The sequence below is a fragment of the Streptomyces sp. NPDC050703 genome, from assembly GCF_040654435.1.
In the GTDB taxonomy this organism is placed as follows: domain Bacteria; phylum Actinomycetota; class Actinomycetes; order Streptomycetales; family Streptomycetaceae; genus Streptomyces.
Map to the genome: position 1 here is coordinate 35,485 of NZ_JBFAHX010000045.1, position 18,179 is coordinate 53,663.

The following is an 18,179-nucleotide window of genomic DNA, read 5'->3' on the forward strand; positions in this document are numbered from 1 at the left end:
ACAGAGCCTGCACGGGCTGCTGCCGCGTGCCGCCGGGTGTGGGATCCGGCGTGAGGCCCCGAATAAAAACAGCATAGTCGGTTTCTTGGCGGTTCCACAAGAGAGACCGTAGCCACCCACGATTCGCCTACGACGGGGCCCGAACTGCACATATAGGCATTTTCCAGGGATGACCGACCCAACAGGGCCATGAAAAAAACCGCCTGACTGGTTCTTTACCGGGGGGGATGGAATGACCAGTCAGGCGGCGTCTGCGCGGCGGGGGCGCCCCGGCCCCCGCGGCGTCACAGCGGCACGTGCGTCCCCGCGGGGGCGACCTGCGGCAGCACCAGGCGCCAGAACGACGTGAGCGTGGGGTGCGACAGCCAACGGGAGTCCCGCCGGCCCAGTTCCTCCAGGCCCGCGGTCACCGCCACCACGACCGCCGCCACATGGCCGGGCACGACCTCCGCGCGCAGCCCCCCGTCACCGTGGGCCTGTTCGAGGGCGGAGGCGACCCAGCCCTGCCACAGGTCGCACACCCTTCCGGTGCTGCTCAGGCCCTCGGTGTGGCCTCCCAGCTCGAAGCCGGCCCGCAGCACGCAATCGCCCTCCAGCTGCTCGACCACGCGGTAGCTGGCGTCGACCACGAGCTGGATGGGCCCCTGCGGCTGTTCGAACATCTCGCAGCGTTCGATGATGGCGCGCAGGCGGTCGGCGGCCGCTTCCTCCACCGCGAGGGCGAGCGCCGACTTGGTCGGGAAGTGGAAGTGCAGTGCCCCGCTGCTGACTCCCGCGAGCCGGCTGATGACCGTGAGGGAGGACGTGCGGTACCCCTCCCGGCTGAAGACCTCAGCGGCAGCGGTGATCAGGGCCTTGCGGGTGCGTACAGCGCGTTCCTGTTTGACCATCGAGGTGCTCCATCGCTCCAGGCGGCCGCCGCTCGCGAGATGACGCGGACGACGGAGACGACACCCCCGTCATCGGCCCGCCCGAAGGAGGACCGACGCCCTTATGGAGCACCCTAACAAACCGCACAGGCGGTTTGTACTGTCCGATGGACACATGGATTTCATTTGGCGCAAAGTGCCGTACCCCAGCACGACACCTCGCGCCCCGCTCACCCCACCCGCGACGGCCTCAGCGGGGATCGCCGAACCACTGCCGCAGCACCCCCTCGGGCTCCCCGTCACCGGACGCCCACAGCACATAGCCGTCGGGGCGGACGACGGCGCAGTCCATTGTTCCACCGGGGAGCCGGGCGGCCGCCCGCGCGGTGGTCAGGACATGCGCCCAGCCCCGGACCGCGCCGGGGGCGTCGGCGGTGCCGCCGCCGAGCAGCAGCACGGCACGGCCGCGGGCCAGCAGTGCGACGAGGTCCTTCTCCCCCGGCCCGGCCAGCGCGAGGTTCGGCAGAAACGTGCCCTGCCGGCCCGGTCCCGTCGCGGCCGGGCCGTAGGAGGTGTCCTGAGCGCTGAGCAGGCCCCCGAGGTGGGCGCCGACGTCCGGCAGCGGAAGCAGCCGGGCCACCAGCTCGCGCAGCGGGTCGAGCTGCGGGTCGGGGCGCATGAGGGCCAGTTGGGCCCGTGTGTTGTCGACGACCCGCTGTCCCGCGGGCCTGCGCTCGTGGGAGTAGGTGTCGAGCAGGTCCTTGCCGGCCGTGCCGCGCAGGGCGTGTGCCAGCTTCCACCCGAGGTTCACGGCGTCGAGCAGGCCGGTGTTGAGTCCCTGGCCCCCGACGGGGAAGTGCACGTGCGCGCTGTCGCCGGCGAGGAAGACCCTGCCCTGGCGGTAGCTGCCGACCAGGCGGGAGAAGTCGTTGAACCGGGACAGGTGGGCCGGTTCGGCCAGCGGGACGGCGTGGCCGACGATGCGCGCGGCCTCCGCGCCCAGTTCCTCCAGCGTGAGCGGCCGGCCGCGGTCGGGGTGCGGGCCGCGGCAGTCCAGTGTCATCAGCCTGCCGTACCCCCGCGCGTCGAACTTGGCGGCGGTCCAGCCGCGTTCGGTGCGGTGCCAGCCCGCGGGCAGCGCCGCCGGGTCCGTCAGCCGTACCTGTCCCATCAGGGCGGAGACCGTCGCGGGATGGGTGTCCGCGACGAATCCGCCGAGCTCCCGCACGGTGCTGCGCGCACCGTCCGCCCCTACGAGGTATGCGGCGTGCACCCGCTCCCGGCCCCCTGCGGTCCGCACCGTCACCTCGACGCCGTCCGGGTCCTGGGCGATCCGCACGGCCTCGCCGCCGCGCAGCACCGTGGCGCCGCGCCGCCGCGCGACGGCCTCGAACCGCCTCTCCAGTTCGGCTTGCGGGCATTTGACCAGGACCGGGGGTTCGGTGGCCGGAGCGGTGATGCTCAGCCCCGGCAGGCCGGCGAAGTGGAAGGGCTCCTGGTTGACGCCCGTGCGGTCCGCGCGTCCCGCCGCGCCGTACGGGAGGCCGCGGCGGGCGAGACTCTGCACGGTGCGCGCGTGCAGGGTGCCCGCCCTGGGCTCGTCGGTGGTCCGCGGCTTGGCCTCGACGACGCGGACGCCGATGCCGTACGCCGCCAGGTCGGCGGCGAGCAGCATGCCGACGGGGCCCCCTCCGACGATCACAACCTCGGCGTGCCGTCTCCGCACGTCCGCCCCCTCCTTGTGTGCTCGGTGGTGCTCGATGGTGCTCGCGGTGGTTTCCCCGGTGCGTTCGGGCCGTCGCTGCGCGCCCGTGCCCGCCATGGTCATCTGAAGTGGTCCGCGTGGTCCTCGGCCCAGTCCCGGTAGGCGCGCGCCGGGCGGCCCAGGAGCTTCTCGACGGCGGGGTCCACATGCTGCTTGGCGCCGTCGCCCTGGCGCCGGGCGCTGTCCAGGAGGGCCTTGGCGATGGGTTCGGGATAGCGCCGCGCCCAGGAGGAGTAGGCACGTTCGAGGGGGATTCCGACGCAGCGCACGGGGCGCGCGAGGACCTGGGCGAGGTGCTCGCACTGCTCGGCCGGCGAGATCGGCTCCGGGCCGGTGAGGGCGTACTCCCGCTGTTCGTGGCCGGGGGAGGTCAGGGCGAGTACGGCGGTGGCGGCGATGTCACGCGGGTCGACCGAGGCGTTGCGGGAGTCCGGTTGCGGCGTCAGGACGGTGCCGCCGGTCCGGATCGACTCCGCCCAGGAGAGCGTGTTCGACATGAAGGAGCGGGGGCGCAGGATCGTCCAGGGAAGGCCGCAGGCGCGGACGCGCTCCTCGTTCTCGCGCTGCCAGGTGGTGATCAGGTCGTCGGCCCCGTCGTCGGTGACGGCGAGCGCGGAGAGCTTCACCACGTGCTCCACGCCCGCCGTGCGGGCGGCGGCGAGCAGATTCGTGTCGTGGTCGGGCCGCGAGGGGTCGGTGGTGACCACGAACAGGGCCCGCGCACCGTCCAGGCCGCGCTCCAGCGAGCGGCGGTCGGTGAAGTCGGCGCCGACGGCATCGGCGCCGGGGGCGGCGGCCCGTAACCGGCTCGGGGAGCGGCCGAGGACCCGGGTGGGGTGATGCGCGCCCAGCAGGCGGGCCACGTGGCCCCCCACGGTGCCGGTGGCGCCCGTCACGACGATCACGCGGCGCTCTCCGGACCGAGGACGACGGGGATCTCCCGGTATCCGTTGGTGATGAAGGACGGCGTCGGTTCGAGCGCGTGCGGCGCCCGTGCCAGACGCATGCGGGGGAAGCGGGCGAACAGGGCGGGCAGGGCCACCGCGGCCTCCAGCCTGGCGAGGGAGGCCCCCGGGCAGTGGTGGACGCCGAACCCGAAGGCCAGGTGGTCCTTCCCGGCCTGGCGGCCGGCCCGGAAGGCGTGGGCGTCCGGGCCGTGCTGCCGCGGGTCGAGGCCGGTCGCGGCGAAGGAGATGAGGATCGGATCGCCCTGGCGGATGACGAGGCCCTCCTCCAGGGTGATGTCCCGTACGGCGAACCTCATCGGCACGTAGCCGGCGGGGCCGCGGGCCCTGAGGGTCTCCTCGATCACGGCGTCCCAGCCGATGGTCCCGTCGGTGACCTGCCGCAACTGGGCGGGGTGGGACAGGAGTTCGACGATGGCGTTGCCGAGCAGGTTCACGGTCGTCTCGTGGCCCGCGCCGATCATCAGCAGGAGGGTGTCGACCAGTTCCTGTTCGGTCAGCCGCGCGCCGTCGGTGTCGCGTGTCCACACGAGGGCGGACGCGAGGTCGTCGGTGGGTGCCAGGCGCTTCGCCGCGATCAGTTCGGCGAGCACCTGGTGGAGGCCGGCCTGGGCCGCGCGGACCTCCTCGGCCGTGGCGGAGGTGCGGAACGACTCGCTGAGCCCGTGCCTGAGCAGCGGGCGTTCGGACTCCGAGACGCCGAACAGTTCGCAGATCACCTGGATCGGGAGTTCGAGCGCGAAGTGCGCGATGAGGTCCACGGCCTCCCCGCCGGGGCGCCGCCCGAGGGACTCCAGGAGCCCGGCCGCGTACTGCTCCACCCGTGGGCGGAGCCCCTCGCTGCGCCGGTGCGTGAAGGCTCCCGCGATGAGCCGCCGCAGGCGCGCGTGTTCCGCCCCGTAGGCGGAGAGCATGTTCTTGGCGGTGACCCAGTGGTACAGCGGCCAGTCGTCGTCGATGCGGCCTTCGCGCAGCGGGGGCCAGTGCTGCGGCGCGTCCTTGGACACGTCCGGGTCGCTCAGCAGGCGTTTGGCGGTGTCGTGCCGGGTGACGGCCCAGGCCCGCACTCCCCCGGGGAGCAGGACGCGCGCGGCCGGCCCCTCCCGTTGCAGCAGGGCCGCCTCACCGGCGAGGTCGCTGCCGGAGAGGTCTATCGCATACGGGCAGACAGAAGTAGCCATGTGGTGCGCTCCGTCCATGGAAGTGACGTGCTGAGTGCGCGGCTGTGGTTCTGAGAGCCTGGGTCATCACCCCGGCCGAGTGTGCGAGGGTGCGCTGCACATGCGCGTGGGCCGTGCCTCGCGGCACGGCCCACGGTCAGCCCTGGCCTACGAGAAAGGGCCGTTCCCCGTGCGGGTCCGCCGGCTCGTCGAGGCCCTGGTCGATGAGCGCCTGCACCTTGGCGCCGCGGCCCGCGGTGACGTCGAGCTGGACCAGGGCGCTGGGGACGGCGACGCCCGACATCAGGACGCGGTACAGCACGGCGATCCGCTCGCACAGGTCCTGCCGGTCGGTCAGGGCCTGGGACATCAGCTGGACACCGGCGAACGCCCCGACGAACACTCCGGCCAGTTCTTCGGTGTCCACGTGCGGCTGGAGCTCGCCCGCCAGCCGCGCCTGTTCCAGGAGCAGCTCGCTCTCGCGCGTCCAGGCCTCGAAGGGGATCTTGCGGTCGAGGCTGTCGTTGCCCGACCTTTCGAGGGCCAGGCGCACGCTGCCGCGCAGCAGGGGGTCGACGCCCATCTGGTGGGCGAGCAGCATGCCGCGGTCGATGGCCTCCTGGAGCTTCAGGCGCTGGGCGGGGACCCGGGGAACGACCTGGGCGTTCTCCTGCAGCACTCCCTGCGCGAGCTGTTCCTTGGAGGCGAAGTGGAAGTAGAGGGCACCTTTCGTCACCCCTGACCGCGTGAGGATTTCGGACACGGTGGCCGCTTCGTAGCCGACCTCGTCGAAGACCTGGGCGGCAGCCGCGAGAATCGCCTGTCGCGTTCGAACCGCGCGCTCCTGCTGGGCCACGCCTCACCTCCAGGAACTGGCTCGGTGGAGCCTCTTGCTCCATCCCAAAAAAACCGGCAGGTCCGTATGCTATCACCGAGCGGCCGCCTGGACCCAGACGTACGGCCCCCATCCGCCTGGCCGTGGGCCGACGCGGGCCCCTGGAGGATGTGCCGAAGTCCCATATTCCAGCGGGTTTCTTCCGCCCGCAGTTGGCAGAAATCTCTTGAACAAAACCGGTGGGTCCGTATCTTAGTGGTCGCCGACAGCAGGCGGGCTGCCCCGGCGACCGACGCATCACCTGCCCCTGCTGCCCCACCCTTCTCGACGGCCGCCCTGGAGATGCCATGACAGTGCTCACCCACCGGACAGCGGCAACGGCGGGGGTCCCCGACCGCCCCGAGGCCTTCCCGGCCCGGCTCACCACGACCGTGCCGCGCGAGTACGTGCACCGCGCCTCGCTGGCGGAGGTCTTCCTCACCGGGTGCCGCCGGACGGACGGCACGCGGTTCGCCCTCACCGGCCAATGGCCCCGCGCCCACACCTTCTTCACCAGCGCGGACGGGCTCAGCCATGACCCCATGCAGGCAGCCGAAACGATCCGCCAGGTCGGGCTGTTCCTGGCGCACGCGCAGTTCGGCGTCCCGCTCGACCACCAGTTCCTGCTCCACGACATGGAGTACTCCACCGACCCCGGCCGGCTCCTGGTCGGCCGGGGGCCGACCAACCTCGACCTGGAGGCGGACTGCACGGACCTGGTGTGGAAGGGAAATCGCCTCGCCCGGTTCGCCATGCACGTCCGGATCGGGCGGGAGGGGCACCTCGCCGCGGCCGGGAGCGGCCGCTTCACGTGCGTCGCGCCCGCCACGTACCGCCGGCTGCGCGGGGAGGCACGCAGGGCCTCGGGGCCGCCTGCGGCCCGTCCAGGGCCCGTCACGCCGCGGCTGGTGGGCCGCACGCTCCCCCGCGACGTCGTCCTCGCCCGGGGCGGCAGGCCCGGCTCCTGGCTGCTGAGCGCCGACGCCCGCCATCCGGTCCTGTTCGACCACGTCGGGGACCACGTCCCGGGGATGGTGCTCGTCGAGGCAGCCCGGCAGGCGGCCTGCGCCCTGGTGGCCCCCCGGACCTTCGCCCCCACCGGGGCCACGACGGTGTTCCACCGGTACGTGGAGTACGACGCGCCCTGCCGGATAGACGCCGCGCTCGCGCCCCGTGCCGCCGGGAGACCGGCCCGCGTGGCCGTCACGGGGTGGCAGGACGGGCACCAGGTCTTCGGCACGGAACTGACCGGGCGGCTCTCCTGACCCGGCTCCCGACCGCGCTCGCGACGGCGCAGCTACTCAAGCGGGCGCCCTCCCGGACTGCCGCACAACCACTGATCCGGCGGCCGACGGCCGTCCACCCGGCAGCGACTGAAAGGAAGCGACTGGGCAGACTTTCAGTCGCTTCTTCAGTCTCAGAAAAAACCGCAGGTCAGAAGGGGTGCCTCACACCCACCAGCGACTGAAGCGACCAAAGGGTCCTATATATAAGCTCGTTAGAGAATGTGCGTGTGCCTCATAGATAGAGGCCTTCAGTCGCTTCAGTCGCTGTTTGGTCGCTCAGACCAGTTCTGACCTGCGAAGACTTTCGCAGCTACTGAACAGCTACTGAACGCCTCCAGTAGCTGCCCCGCGCGTTCAGTCGCTGCCCGCCCGCAGGCTGTTCTTTAGCGCCTATTCCCGAGCAAATGGGACAAGCGTCGAAGCTCCGGGTGCGCTCGGCCCCTCCTGGAACGGGAACCGGTCCCCGGGCACCTGCGCGGCGTAGCAGAATGGTCCGGTCACCAAAGACGCCGCAGGTGTCGAGGGGCCCCGGCCCTCCGGGGAGTTCGGTCAAGGAGCCGTACGGGGAGCCCTGTTCACCCCTGCGCGCCCGCCCGCCCGCAGGTCTCCCCCACCGCCCCGGCGTCAACTCACGACGACCCGCGTTGCCGTGCCGGGGTGGCCTCGTTCGCTAGTCTGTGTCCGTCATTGAGTCGCTTCAGTCGCTGATTGGGGATGAGGATGCCTCTTGAGCCGCGGTCCCCCCACCGCGACTCACGACAGCCCGCGGGTGCGGCCCCGGTGTCCGGGGAGCCGCTCGCCGCCGCTCTCCGGTGCGCCCGCCGCGGCTGGCCGGTCCTTCCGCTCGCCCCCGGCCGCAAGACTCCCGCGCGCAACTGCCCCGCCTGCCGCACCGGCGCCCACTCCCCCGCGCAGTGCCCCTGCCAGGACCACGGCCGCTGGTGCCACGGCTTCCACGCGGCGACGCTGGACCAGGACCGGCTCAGGCGGTGGTGGGCGGCGCGGCCCGACTTCGGCATCGGGGTGTCCTGCGGTCCGGCCGGGCTGGTCGTCATCGACATCGACGCCCACGCCGCCGAGCCGCCCGCCCGCGACCGCGTCCTGCCCGGCATCCCCATCGGCGCCGGCGTGGACCTCACCGGCCTGGCCAACGGCTACCACACGCTGGCTGTCCTGGCGGCGCTGCGCGGGGTCACCAGCCCCGACAGGGACACCTCCACGCTGCGGGTGCGCACGCCCTCGGGCGGCATGCACGTCTGGTACCGCTCCGATCTCCGCTGGCAGTCCTCCGTCGGTTCCGGCACCGGCCGGAGCCTGGCCTGGCAGGTCGACGTCCGCGCGCACGGCAGCTACATCGTGGCTCCCGGCACCCGCCTGCCGAACGGCTCCTACACGCCGCTCGGCCCGGTCCGGGAACCCGCCCCACTGGCCCCCTGGCTGGCCCGGGAACTGGAGCGCACCGGGCACCTGCCCCCCGACGTCCCCGCGCCCCGCAGAATCCCTCCACGCGCCCGCCAGGCCGTCGCCGCCGCGGACGCCGGGAGCGGCTCCGGACTGCTCGCCACGATCCTGGCCCCGGTCCGGGCGTGCGGCAGGTCCGCCGAGGGCGCCGGGTTCTCCGCCACACTCAACCGCGCCGCCTACACCCTCGGTGGGCTCCAGGCCGCGGGCCGGCTCCCACGGCAGGACGCCGAGCAACTCCTGAGGGACACCGCGCACCAGGTACGCCCCGGACAGGAGCAGCGCATCAACGCCATCATCCGCAGCGGTCTCGCCGCAGGGACCGAGCGGCCCCTCCACGACCGCGGGAGGCGGACATGACCTCCCCGCGGCCGGAAGCGCTCTTCGAGTTCGATCCTGAGGCGGTCGCCGCCCAGATCCGCGCCCAGGGCGGCACGGCGGTCCCCGCACCGGCCCGGGCCCCCGCCGACCCCCACCAGGGCCCGGACGGCACGGCGACCGCGAACGGCCTCCTGCCCGACACCCTGTCGGATCGCGGCAACGCCAAACTGTTCGTCAGGCTGTACGCCAACGACTACCGGCACGTTCCCGGCATCGGCTGGTACCGGTGGGACACCACCCGCTGGCAGATCGACGAGGACGACAGCGTGCAGTGGGCGGCGGGCGACCTCGCCGAGACCATCGCCTCGCACGACCCGCGCGGCCTCTTCACCACCACCGCCCTGCAGTCCCACCGCAGGCGCGCACTGTCGACGACCGGCATCACGGCCATGCTCAGCCAGGCCAAGTCGGCACCGGGCATGGTCCTCAACGCCGCCCGCCTGGACGCCAACGCGTACGCGCTGTGCACACCGGACGGGATCGTCGATCTGCGCACCGGGCTGAGCAAGAGCCCGGACCCGAACAAGGACTTCCACTCCCGTTCCACCTCGGTGGGCCCCCGGGCGCAGGCCACCCCGCGCTGGCAGCGGTTCCTCACCGACACCTTCGGCGACGATCCCGAGGGCCGCGAGATGATCGGCTATCTCCAGCTGCTCCTCGGCTACTCGGTCACCGGCGACGTCGGCGGGCAGATCCTGCCGTTCCTCTTCGGCTCGGGCAAGAACGGCAAGTCCGTCCTGCTCGACGTCCTGGTGAAGCTGCTCGGCGACTACGCCGACGCCGCGCCGCCCGGCTTCCTCATGGCCCGCCCCTACGAAGGCCACCCCACCGACCTCGCCGAACTCCACGGGCGGCGCGTCATCGTCTGCTCCGAGGTCAAACCCGGCGACAAGTTCGACGAGGCCCGCGTGAAGCTCCTCACCGGCGGCGACCGGATCAAGGCCCGCCGCATGCGGCAGGACTTCTTCAGCTTCGAACCCACGCACAAGCTGTGGCTGCTGGGAAACCACCGCCCCGAGGTGGGCACCGGCGGGTTCGCCTTCTGGCGCCGCATGCGCATGATCCCCTTCGAGCGCGTCGTCCCGGACGACCGGAAGATCGACAACCTCGCCGACATCCTCGTGACCGAGGAGGGCCCGGGCATCCTCGGCTGGCTCATCGACGGCGCCCGCCGCTACCTCGCCGGGGACCGCGACCTCACCGGCCCCGAACGCGTCCGCATCGCCACCACCGCGTACGCGGAGACCGAGGACCACACGGGCCGCTTCTACGAAGAGGCCTGCGTGCTCGGAGCGGACCTGCGAGCCGAACAGACGTCCCTGTACGCGGCGTACAAGGCCTGGTGCCACAATGAGGGTGCACCGGTCATGTCATCGCGCGCGTTCGCCGCGCGGACCCGCGAACTCGTGGGCCTGGGTTCGCCCAAGGAGATGATCCTGTCGAACCAGCGCAAGCACTATCCCGGTATCGGCCTGCTCACCGACCAGGAAGGGGACGTCACCTCATGAGCTCCCTGATCACCGAGGATGAGATCAGCCACGAGACCACCCTGATCTGGCTTGAGGACATCGACGGGCTCGACTACATCCGCCAGAGCCTGGACCGCCTGCGCACCCGCAAGGGCAAGCCCGCCTACCACCGCGACGGACGCATGGTCGGCTACGCGGTGCTCGGCCCCACCGCCAAGGCCTCACGCGCCTCGGGAACCTTCCGCCGGCGGGTCTTCTGGCTGCTGCCCCACGACCGCGACAGCCAGCCCGAGGGCCTCTACACCACCGGCGCCCCCGCCGAAGCGGTGGACCCCCGCACCCTCGGCCCCCGCGTCAAGGGGTACAAGACCGAGCGCTCCGAAGGCGGCCCGCCCTCCACGGCGATGGAGGAGCTGGGCATAACGCTCCCGCTGTGACCACGGCGGACGGATCAGTCCTCGGTCCGCAGGGACAGCGCGCCGACGGGACAGGCCCGTACCGCGTCCTTCACCGTCGGATGTGCCGCGACGGACGCGTCCTGCCCGGCGAGCACCACACTGAGCCCGTCGTCGTCCTGCGTGAACACGGCAGGTGCCGTCAGCGCGCACATGCCCGCGCCCACGCAGCGCTCCCCATCCACCTCGATCCTCACCGGGCTCACCACGCGACCGGCAGTTCGAGCAGCCCCGCGACCCCCGCGGTCACCGGCCCGGAGCGGACCTCCGCGGCGGGGACCGCGAGCCGCAGCCCCGGAAGCCGTTCGAACAGCCCTCGCAGGGCGGTCTCCAGCCCCAGGCGCGCCAGATCCTGGGCCGGGCACTGGTGGGCGCCGAGACCGAACGCCAGGTGACGGCCCGCGGCACGCTCCCAGTCGAGCACGTCGGGCCGCGCGAAGACCGAGCCGTCGCGGTTGATGAGCGGCGTCACGAAGACGACGTCCTCTCCGGAGCGGATCGTGTGGCCCGCCACCTCGATGTCCTCGGCCGCGACCCGCGCCACACCGTCCGCCACCGACACATACCGCAAAAGCTCCTCCACCACGGCGTGCATGGGCGTCCCCCCGGCCCGCAGCGCCGCCGGCCGCCCGGGATGGTCCAGCAACGTGAACACGCCGAGCGAGATCATGCCGGCCGTGATCCCGTGCCCCGCCGCCAGCAGCGCCCCCGACAGCGCGACGAGCTCGTCCCGGCCCAGGGGTCCGGCCGGGGCGTCCGGGTGCGTCAGCTCGTCGAGGAGGCCGTCGCCCGGCTCCCGCCGCTCACGGTCAGTCAACTCGCCGATGTAGCGGCCGAGTTCACCCCGGGCCCGGGCGACTTCGTCCGCCGTCCGGGCGGTCAGCAGCCGTCGGGCGCACGCCTCGAAGAAGCCGTGGTCGCCATCGGGCACGCCCAGCAACACGCCGATCACCGACGCCGCTGTCGGCAGGGCGAAGGCCGAGACCAGCTCCGCCGGCGGGCCCTGCTCCACCACGGTGTCGAGCAGCCGGTCCACGATCCGCTCGACGCGCGGACGCAGGGACGCGACGCGTCCGGAGGTGACGTGCGGGGCCGGCAGCGGCCGGGCGTCGTGCTCCGGGAACCCGGGCCGCGTGCGCGCGCGGGACAGACGGGGATCGGCGAGCAGTTCGCGCGCCACCGCGTGCCCGGTGACGGCCCACGCCGACCGGCCGTCATACAGGGTCACCTTGCCCAGGGGGGCGGAGTCGCGCAGCGGGGCGTAGCCCGCGGGCGGGTGGTAGGGACACGCGCGGCCCTGCGGGAAGGGCACGCGCCTGTCCTGCGAGGGCAGAGGAGGAGGATCTTGAACGCTCAGTTCATCCATGACGCACCGCATGGGACGAATGGCCTCACAATCGGACGGCAGCGGCGGTGTAGCCGTGGGTGCAGGACGACCGGCCGCTCCTCACGGCCACAGGGATACGGCGCACCCGACAGCGACTATGACGGGCACAGGGCTCGGACCGCACGTGCCGCGGGCGCTCCCTTGAGCGGCCCTTGAGCGGCCCTTGAGTAGCCCTTGAACAGCCCTTGAGCACGGGGGACCAGTGCGCGTTTCGCGTGCGTTTCACTGTTCGTTTCATGTAGCGTCCCTCGCGGAGGTGCCCGTGTCCGACGAGGAATACACACTGTTCAGCGCGGTGGACGCGCTGCTCGAACAGGTCGCGCAGGACCCGCTGCCCGTACCCGCCGAGCGGCGCCGCCTGCGCGAGGCCGCCGGGCTGAGCCAGACGCAGATCGCCAAGGCGCTGGACACCCGCCGGGAGGCCGTGGGCAACTGGGAGACCGGCAAGACCGAGCCGCGCCCGCCGAAGCGGGCCGCCTACGCCCGCCTCCTGGAAGGCCTCGCGGCCCGCTTCCCGGCCCCTGAAGCCCCTGCGGCCCCGGAGGCGCCCCCCGCCCCCCGGGAAGCGCTCCGGGAAGCGCCCCGGCCGAGCCAGGCACCCCCACCCGCCCCGCAGACGCCGCCGTCGGTCCCGCAGGCGCGCCCGCAGCCGGCGACGAGGAACGCCGCACCCGAGACCGCACCCGAGACCGCGCCCAGGACCACGGCGAGGACCACGCCGAAGACGGCGACAAGGACGACCGCGAAGACTGCGACAAGGACGACCGCGAAGACCGCGACCGTCGACCCCCGCTTCGAGAACGGCCCCCTCGCGGTCGTCGACTGCGACGAGGACGGCCACGTATCGGCGTACTGCGTCGACGGCCTGGTCCTCGACGTCCCCGCCAAGTCGCTCCCCGCGCTGGTGGAATGGACTCTGCGCGAGGCCCGCCTCGGGCAGCCCAGGCTCCACCGCAACGGCAGGGACGCCGACCCCATCCTCGTCCTGACGCCGTCCGCCCTGGAGCGCTACGGCCTGCCCGCCGCCCTGTCGGAGGACGAACGCCGCGCAGGACGCCTGGCGGCCGGGCACAAGGTCCTCAAGCAGCTGGAGCGCGCCGAATGGCAGCTCACCCGGCGCGGCTTCGGCCCCTGGGCCAGGATCTTCCGCCCCGCCGACGGGTCCAGGCGCAACTGCGTCCAGCTGTGCGTCCCGGCGTGGAACGCGCTCGACGTCCGCGAATGGGACGACAGGGACGCCCCGAGGCTGCCCACGATGGGCGCGGCCGACCTCGCCCGGTTCCTCGGCACGTACGCGAACCGCGTGATGACTCCGCGCGGCACCACCGCCGTCACGGGCCTGGAACTGATGACCGCCCTGCACCCGCCCACCATGGCGGTGAAGGACGACAGGACCGGTGAGTGGCGCGGCGCCCCGGCCCCGGGCGCGCTGACGGCCGTGTACGAGCACGTGCCGTGCGAAGTCCCCGACGGGCACCCTCTCCTGAAGGGCGTGTACGCGCGACACCACCAGCGCACCCCCGCCGAGATGCTGATGGAGGAGTCCTACGACTGGTGCAGGCCGCTCACGGACGAGGAGTGCATGAAGCCCTTCGTCGTCGGCATCGACGTCAACATGGCGTTCGCGGCCGCCGCGAACCGCCTCACCGTGGGACTCGGCGGCCCCACCTACGTACGCCACCCGGAGTTCGACCCGAAGCTGCCGGGCTCCTGGCTCGTGGACCTCTCCCACATCGACCTGGACGAGCGGCTGCCGTCGCCCTTCACGGCGCGCGGGGAGCGCCCGGAGGGCCCGGCCTGGTACGCCACGCCCACCGTCGCCTACGCGGTGGAGCTCGGCCACCAGGTGCGTCCCGTCGAGGCGTACGTACGCCGGGAGCACGGCGGCTACCTGGACGCCTGGTACCAGCGCCTGCGCGACGCCTACATGGCGACGATGGCCGACCTCGGCGTCGTCTCCGGCATGGACGAACAGGCGTTCCTTGAGGCGATGGCCGTGCACAAGCAGGTCGACCCGGAGATGGCCCTCGTACTGAAGGCCATCAAGGCGACCGCGAAGGGCGGCATCGGCAAGCTGCGCGAACGTCCGCGCGGCACACCGCTGTTCGAGCCGTGGCCGGCCCTGGAGCGCAAGGAGTGGCGCCCCGACATCCGGGCCGCCGTCCTGTCCACGACCCGCGTCAACATGCACCGCAAGATGATGAAGGTCGCGGCGGCCGCCGGCCTCTACCCCGTGGCGGTCGGCACGGACTGCGTCGTCTACCCCTCCGACGGGCCCTCCCCGCTGGACTTCCTGCCGCGCACCCCGGAGGGCAAGCCGGTGCCCGGCGGCTTCCGGCTCGGGGTGTCGCCCGGCATGGTCAAGCACGAGGGCACCCAGACCACGCTGTGGGCCGAGGAGCAGTACGAGAAGCACGGCCTGGTGAACATCGCCCGCATCATCAAGGACGGCGGCAGCGCCGCCGACGACGGGGAGTAGCAGATGGTGGACCGGCTCGGGGACGGCCTGGACCGCGCGGTGGAGCAGGCGTTCACCCGCCCGATCCCGAAGTCCGCGCAGGCGCGGATGAAGTACCTGGTCAAGCAGCTCAAGGGCACGAAGGCCACGGCGGAGGTGCTCGGCGTCTCACAGCGAACCGTCGAGCGGTACGTCACCGGCAGGCTCAAACGCCCCCGCAAGGATCTCGCCGCGCGCATGGAACGCGAGGTCAGGCGCCGCTGGCAGCCGCAGGTCCGCGCCAGGGCGAAGCGGAAGGCGGCCTCCACGGACGGCATCGTGGTCTCCACCCGGGCCCGCTTCGGCTATACTGCGGCCCCCGGTTCCACCGACGACGCCCGCGTCAGGGACATCACCCAGGCGTTGGCCCCGCACTGGGCCCAACGCCTGTTCGCGGCCCGCGACGAGGGCGCCGACGAACGGCAACTTCTGGACATCGCCGCCCAGGGCCTCGGCGAACACTACTTCCGCGACAACGGCCGCCGGGCGCACGACCTCCAGGTGGAGTTCACGGACGTGCAGGACATCGAGATCAGCCTCTGAGCGGTACCGCGTGGTCGCCGCGGTGGTCGAGGTGGTCGCCGCCGGTCGTCGGCACCGGTCCGGCCGGCTCCCCGTGCCATGAGGAGCGGGCTGGAGTGATCGGGTGCCGACCGACCGCGTCCGGGCGGCCCGGCTAGGCCTCGGCGTTCGCGCTGTTCCGCTGCTGCTGGTGCTCGTTGAGCAGCGCGAGCATCTTGTCCAGCTCGTGCGCCGGCATCTTGCGGATCAGGTGCTGGGCGATGAAGTACCCGTCGTCATAAGGGAGCCGCGGGGAAGCGGCGGGCGCCGCGCCGGCCGGTCCCTCGGCGTCCGACCGCGCTCCGGCATCGGGCTGCCCCCCGGCACGCGGCTCGGGCACGGCCTCGGCGGAAGCCGGCGCGGCGGCCCGCCCGCCCGCCGACGCGGATACCGCCTCGGCCGCCGCCTTCCTCTCCGGCTCCTCTATTACGCCGTAATAATCCTCGCCGACCGGAGACGGGCCCGGCGTCCCGGAAACCTCCGTACCGGAGACCTTGGAAGCCGGCGTGGTGGAAGCCGGCGTGGTGGGAGGCTGCGTGCCGGAAGGCTGCGTACTCCCGGAGGCGGCGGGCGCGGAGGCGGCGGGCACGGCGGCGGTCCGCGGCCGGTTGTCGTCGCTGCGCCCCCCCTGCCCGCTCCCGCTCCGGCGCGCAGCCTTCTCGGCCTGGTCCCTGGCCTGCTGCCGCTTCAGCTTCTCCAGGGCCGCCTCCTGCTGTTCGGCGGGCTTGTTGCCCACGGCCCGCAGCAGGTCGACGGGCTCCCGCCCGATGCGTTCCTTCAGCTCGGGCGTCAGGTTCAGCAGCGCGAGGCGCTGGGACACCCAGCCCTGGGACTTGTGCAACCGCTTGGCCAACGCGGTCTGCGTGCCGTGGATGGCGAGCAGCCGCTGGAGCGCGTGGGCCTCGTCGAGGGGCTCCAGCGCCTGGCGGTGCACGTTGGCGACGAGGGCGGATTCGAGGATCTCGTCCGCGTCGGAGCCCTGCTCGTCGTCGACCATGACCTTCAGATGCGGGAGCCCCGCTTCCCTGGCGGCCGCCAGACGGCTGCTGCCGTCCACGACGACATGGGTCGTGTCGGGCTCAAGCTCACCCTCACGTTCAGGGTTGGCCTTCACATAGGCATCGCGGTTCATGACCGTGATGGCCTGCTTCTGCCCGTGCTCCTTCAGGCTCCCGCCGAGCTCGGTCAGGTCGCCGAGGCTCGTGCGCGGGTTGTCGGGGTTGGGGCTGATCCGGCCGACCGGAAGGGTGGTCGGCGGGGCGACGCCCTCGGTCGGTACGCCGGTCGCGGCACCGATCGCGGCTCGTCGGCTGCTGACGCCGCGGGCGGTCCCGAAGCGTCCGGCACCGAGCTGGTCGGCCTTGCTCATGCGATCTCCCGGGCCAGTGCGCGCATGCCGACGGCCTGCTGCGATTTGGGCGCGTAGGTCAGCAGGGGCCGCTTCATGCGCACGGCCTCCTTCTGCTCCTTCAGGTCTCCGATGAGGCCGACGACCCGCGGGTCCTTGATGTCCACCCACCCCTGGAGCGAGGAGGTGGCGATGTAGCCGCGGCGCCCGTCGTACAGGTTGACGGCGATGCCGAGGTAGTCGATGTCCAGGGCGAGGTCGTTGCCCAGGTCGTCGATCTGTGCGGTGAGGAGGCCGTACGCGTCCGCGGAACTGTCCTCGGCCTGGACGACGATGAGCACGCCGGAACGGCCCGGACGCTCACCGTCGCGCCGCCGCCCGTAGTACGCCGCGGCGTCCATGCTCAGCCCGAGGCTGGGCGGGCAGTCGATGAGGATGACGTCGTAGTCGTCCTCCAGCGGGGCCAGGGCCCGTTCGAGTGCGGCCTCCCTGGCCCGTACTGCCGACAGCCGCACATCGAGCAGGAAGGCGTCGGTGCAGGCCGGCAGCAGGTCCAGGCGCCCGTCGAAGGACTCCTTCTCGATGGAGACGATGAGGTCCCGCAAGTCGCCCTTGGGGTCGCCCGCCATGTGGTTGGTGAGGCTGTCGCCGTTCATCGGCAGCGGCGTCGCGCCGAGCTGATTGGTGAGGTGGCACTGCGGATCGAAGTCGACGAGGAGGACGCGCAGCCCGAGCCCCGGCAGGTTCTCCACGTCCAGCGGGTCGTCACCGGGAACATCGTCCCCGGCGTTGCCACTGGCCCGCAGCGCCTTCGTGAGCTGCTTGGCGACACGTACGGGATACAGCGTGTCGGAGTCCTCGGCGAAGGCCTCCCCGACACCGGCGGTGATGGCCGTCTTGCCGACGCCGCCCTTCTGGTTGCAGACCACGATGCGCTGCGTGATGGCGGGGCGCTCGATGTGCGGGGCGGGGTTGGTGTCCAGCCACAGCTGCACGGACTGCGCGAGGCCCTGGATGAGGGAGACGCCACGGTCGGCGGCCGTCGCCCGGAAGGTGTCCCACTGCCCCTGCGGCAGGAAGGTCGAGAAGGAGTCGGCACCGGAGGTGTCGATGGCGGGCGGGTTGGAGGCGAGGCGGGTCCAGGCCTCTATGCCCTGCTCCACGGCGACCTGGATCTCGACGCGGTGCTGGGCGGCCCGGACCTTGAGGGTCTGCCGGAGCCATCCCGGCAGTTTGGAGACGACCTTCTCGCGGTCGCTGGAAGTGGCTGGCGAAGTCATGGAAGACACCTTACTAACGCGTGGTGCCAGAGTCGTCACCGACGCGCTAGTTAGCCCAAGTTGCTGACCGCCGATCACCCTTCTCCCACGTCACACTGGCCGCCCGCCGAAGCGCTGCCCACTCCCCCACGGCTATTACGCCGTAATAACTACCGCGCCACTCCCACGAAGGCCGGACCGCTCCGACTCGCCTCCGGCCAGCACGTCCTCGACGGCTATTACGCCGTAATAGCACTCAAGCTCCTTCACCGACCCAGGCCGCCGACCCCGGCGAAGTCGCAGTCCGTCCCGGGGCCGCTGCTCCTCCCTGACCGCCTGTCAGGGAGCCGCGCAGGTGCGCTCGGGCGACGCCGAGCTGACGCGGGTGACCGGCGCGAGGACACCCTCGGGGACCCCGGTGACCATCCCCGCCCCGCCGAAG

General features: G+C 72.3%; 15 protein-coding genes. 6 read left to right on the forward strand and 9 right to left on the reverse strand.

What is annotated here, in order from left to right; translation table 11 throughout:
* Positions 1 to 284: 284 nt before the first annotated feature.
* The 5 genes from AB0I16_RS30120 to AB0I16_RS30140 form a co-directional block, all read right to left on the reverse strand.
* The gene (locus AB0I16_RS30120) at positions 285 to 890 is read right to left on the reverse strand and encodes a ScbR family autoregulator-binding transcription factor (protein ID WP_363252784.1); all 606 of its coding nucleotides are present in this window, start codon (positions 888 to 890) and stop codon (positions 285 to 287) included.
* A 229-nt stretch (positions 891 to 1,119) separates the two neighbouring features.
* Positions 1,120 to 2,595 (reverse strand): FAD-dependent monooxygenase, encoded by a 1,476-nt coding sequence (locus AB0I16_RS30125; protein WP_363252785.1) that lies wholly within the window; start codon positions 2,593 to 2,595, stop codon positions 1,120 to 1,122.
* A gap of 98 nt (positions 2,596 to 2,693) precedes the next feature.
* Positions 2,694 to 3,539, reverse strand: a complete 846-nt coding sequence (locus tag AB0I16_RS30130) for an NAD(P)H-binding protein (protein ID WP_363252786.1) — start codon at positions 3,537 to 3,539, stop codon at positions 2,694 to 2,696.
* A complete protein-coding gene (locus AB0I16_RS30135; RefSeq protein ID WP_363252787.1) occupies positions 3,536 to 4,780 on the reverse strand; it encodes a cytochrome P450 in 1,245 nt (414 codons plus the stop codon). Before AB0I16_RS30135 ends, AB0I16_RS30130 begins: the two co-directional genes overlap by 4 nt.
* 136 nt (positions 4,781 to 4,916) lie before the next feature.
* Complete coding sequence (locus AB0I16_RS30140) at positions 4,917 to 5,615, reverse strand: ScbR family autoregulator-binding transcription factor (protein WP_363252788.1); 699 nt, start codon at positions 5,613 to 5,615, stop codon at positions 4,917 to 4,919.
* 326 nt (positions 5,616 to 5,941) lie between these two features.
* Here AB0I16_RS30140 and AB0I16_RS30145 point away from each other — a divergent pair, with 326 nt between their 5' ends.
* The 4 genes from AB0I16_RS30145 (at position 5,942) to AB0I16_RS30160 (ending at position 10,667) form a co-directional block, all read left to right on the forward strand.
* Positions 5,942 to 6,898, forward strand: a complete 957-nt coding sequence (locus AB0I16_RS30145) for a ScbA/BarX family gamma-butyrolactone biosynthesis protein (RefSeq protein WP_363252789.1) — start codon at positions 5,942 to 5,944, stop codon at positions 6,896 to 6,898.
* Between the two features lie 801 nt (positions 6,899 to 7,699).
* Positions 7,700 to 8,740 (forward strand): bifunctional DNA primase/polymerase, encoded by a 1,041-nt coding sequence (locus AB0I16_RS30150; protein ID WP_363252790.1) that lies wholly within the window; start codon positions 7,700 to 7,702, stop codon positions 8,738 to 8,740.
* Positions 8,737 to 10,269, forward strand: coding sequence for a phage/plasmid primase, P4 family (locus tag AB0I16_RS30155; RefSeq protein ID WP_363252792.1), 1,533 nt, complete (start codon positions 8,737 to 8,739; stop codon positions 10,267 to 10,269). The genes AB0I16_RS30150 and AB0I16_RS30155 overlap by 4 nt, the downstream gene beginning before the upstream one ends.
* Complete coding sequence (locus AB0I16_RS30160) at positions 10,266 to 10,667, forward strand: DUF6009 family protein (protein WP_363252793.1); 402 nt, start codon at positions 10,266 to 10,268, stop codon at positions 10,665 to 10,667. The genes AB0I16_RS30155 and AB0I16_RS30160 overlap by 4 nt, the downstream gene beginning before the upstream one ends.
* A gap of 14 nt (positions 10,668 to 10,681) precedes the next feature.
* Here AB0I16_RS30160 and AB0I16_RS30165 read toward each other — a convergent pair whose 3' ends face one another.
* Together AB0I16_RS30165 and AB0I16_RS30170 are read right to left on the reverse strand one after the other, a co-directional pair.
* Complete coding sequence (locus AB0I16_RS30165; RefSeq protein WP_363252794.1) at positions 10,682 to 10,891, reverse strand: ferredoxin; 210 nt, start codon at positions 10,889 to 10,891, stop codon at positions 10,682 to 10,684.
* On the reverse strand, positions 10,888 to 12,051 hold the full coding sequence (locus AB0I16_RS30170; RefSeq protein ID WP_363252796.1) for a cytochrome P450: 1,164 nt from the start codon (positions 12,049 to 12,051) through the stop codon (positions 10,888 to 10,890). The genes AB0I16_RS30165 and AB0I16_RS30170 overlap by 4 nt, the downstream gene beginning before the upstream one ends.
* A gap of 283 nt (positions 12,052 to 12,334) precedes the next feature.
* Between AB0I16_RS30170 and AB0I16_RS30175 the strand changes: the two genes are divergently transcribed.
* A complete protein-coding gene (locus AB0I16_RS30175; RefSeq protein ID WP_363252797.1) occupies positions 12,335 to 14,551 on the forward strand; it encodes a helix-turn-helix transcriptional regulator in 2,217 nt (738 codons plus the stop codon).
* 3 nt (positions 14,552 to 14,554) lie between these two features.
* On the forward strand, positions 14,555 to 15,112 hold the full coding sequence (locus tag AB0I16_RS30180; protein WP_363252798.1) for an XRE family transcriptional regulator: 558 nt from the start codon (positions 14,555 to 14,557) through the stop codon (positions 15,110 to 15,112).
* 133 nt (positions 15,113 to 15,245) lie between these two features.
* On the opposite strand, the gene AB0I16_RS30185 is transcribed toward AB0I16_RS30180, so the two are convergent.
* Together AB0I16_RS30185 and AB0I16_RS30190 are read right to left on the reverse strand one after the other, a co-directional pair.
* Positions 15,246 to 16,499 (reverse strand): ParB/RepB/Spo0J family partition protein, encoded by a 1,254-nt coding sequence (locus AB0I16_RS30185; RefSeq protein WP_363252799.1) that lies wholly within the window; start codon positions 16,497 to 16,499, stop codon positions 15,246 to 15,248.
* On the reverse strand, positions 16,496 to 17,758 hold the full coding sequence (locus AB0I16_RS30190; RefSeq protein ID WP_363252800.1) for an AAA family ATPase: 1,263 nt from the start codon (positions 17,756 to 17,758) through the stop codon (positions 16,496 to 16,498). The genes AB0I16_RS30185 and AB0I16_RS30190 overlap by 4 nt, the downstream gene beginning before the upstream one ends.
* Positions 17,759 to 18,179 lie beyond the last annotated feature (421 nt).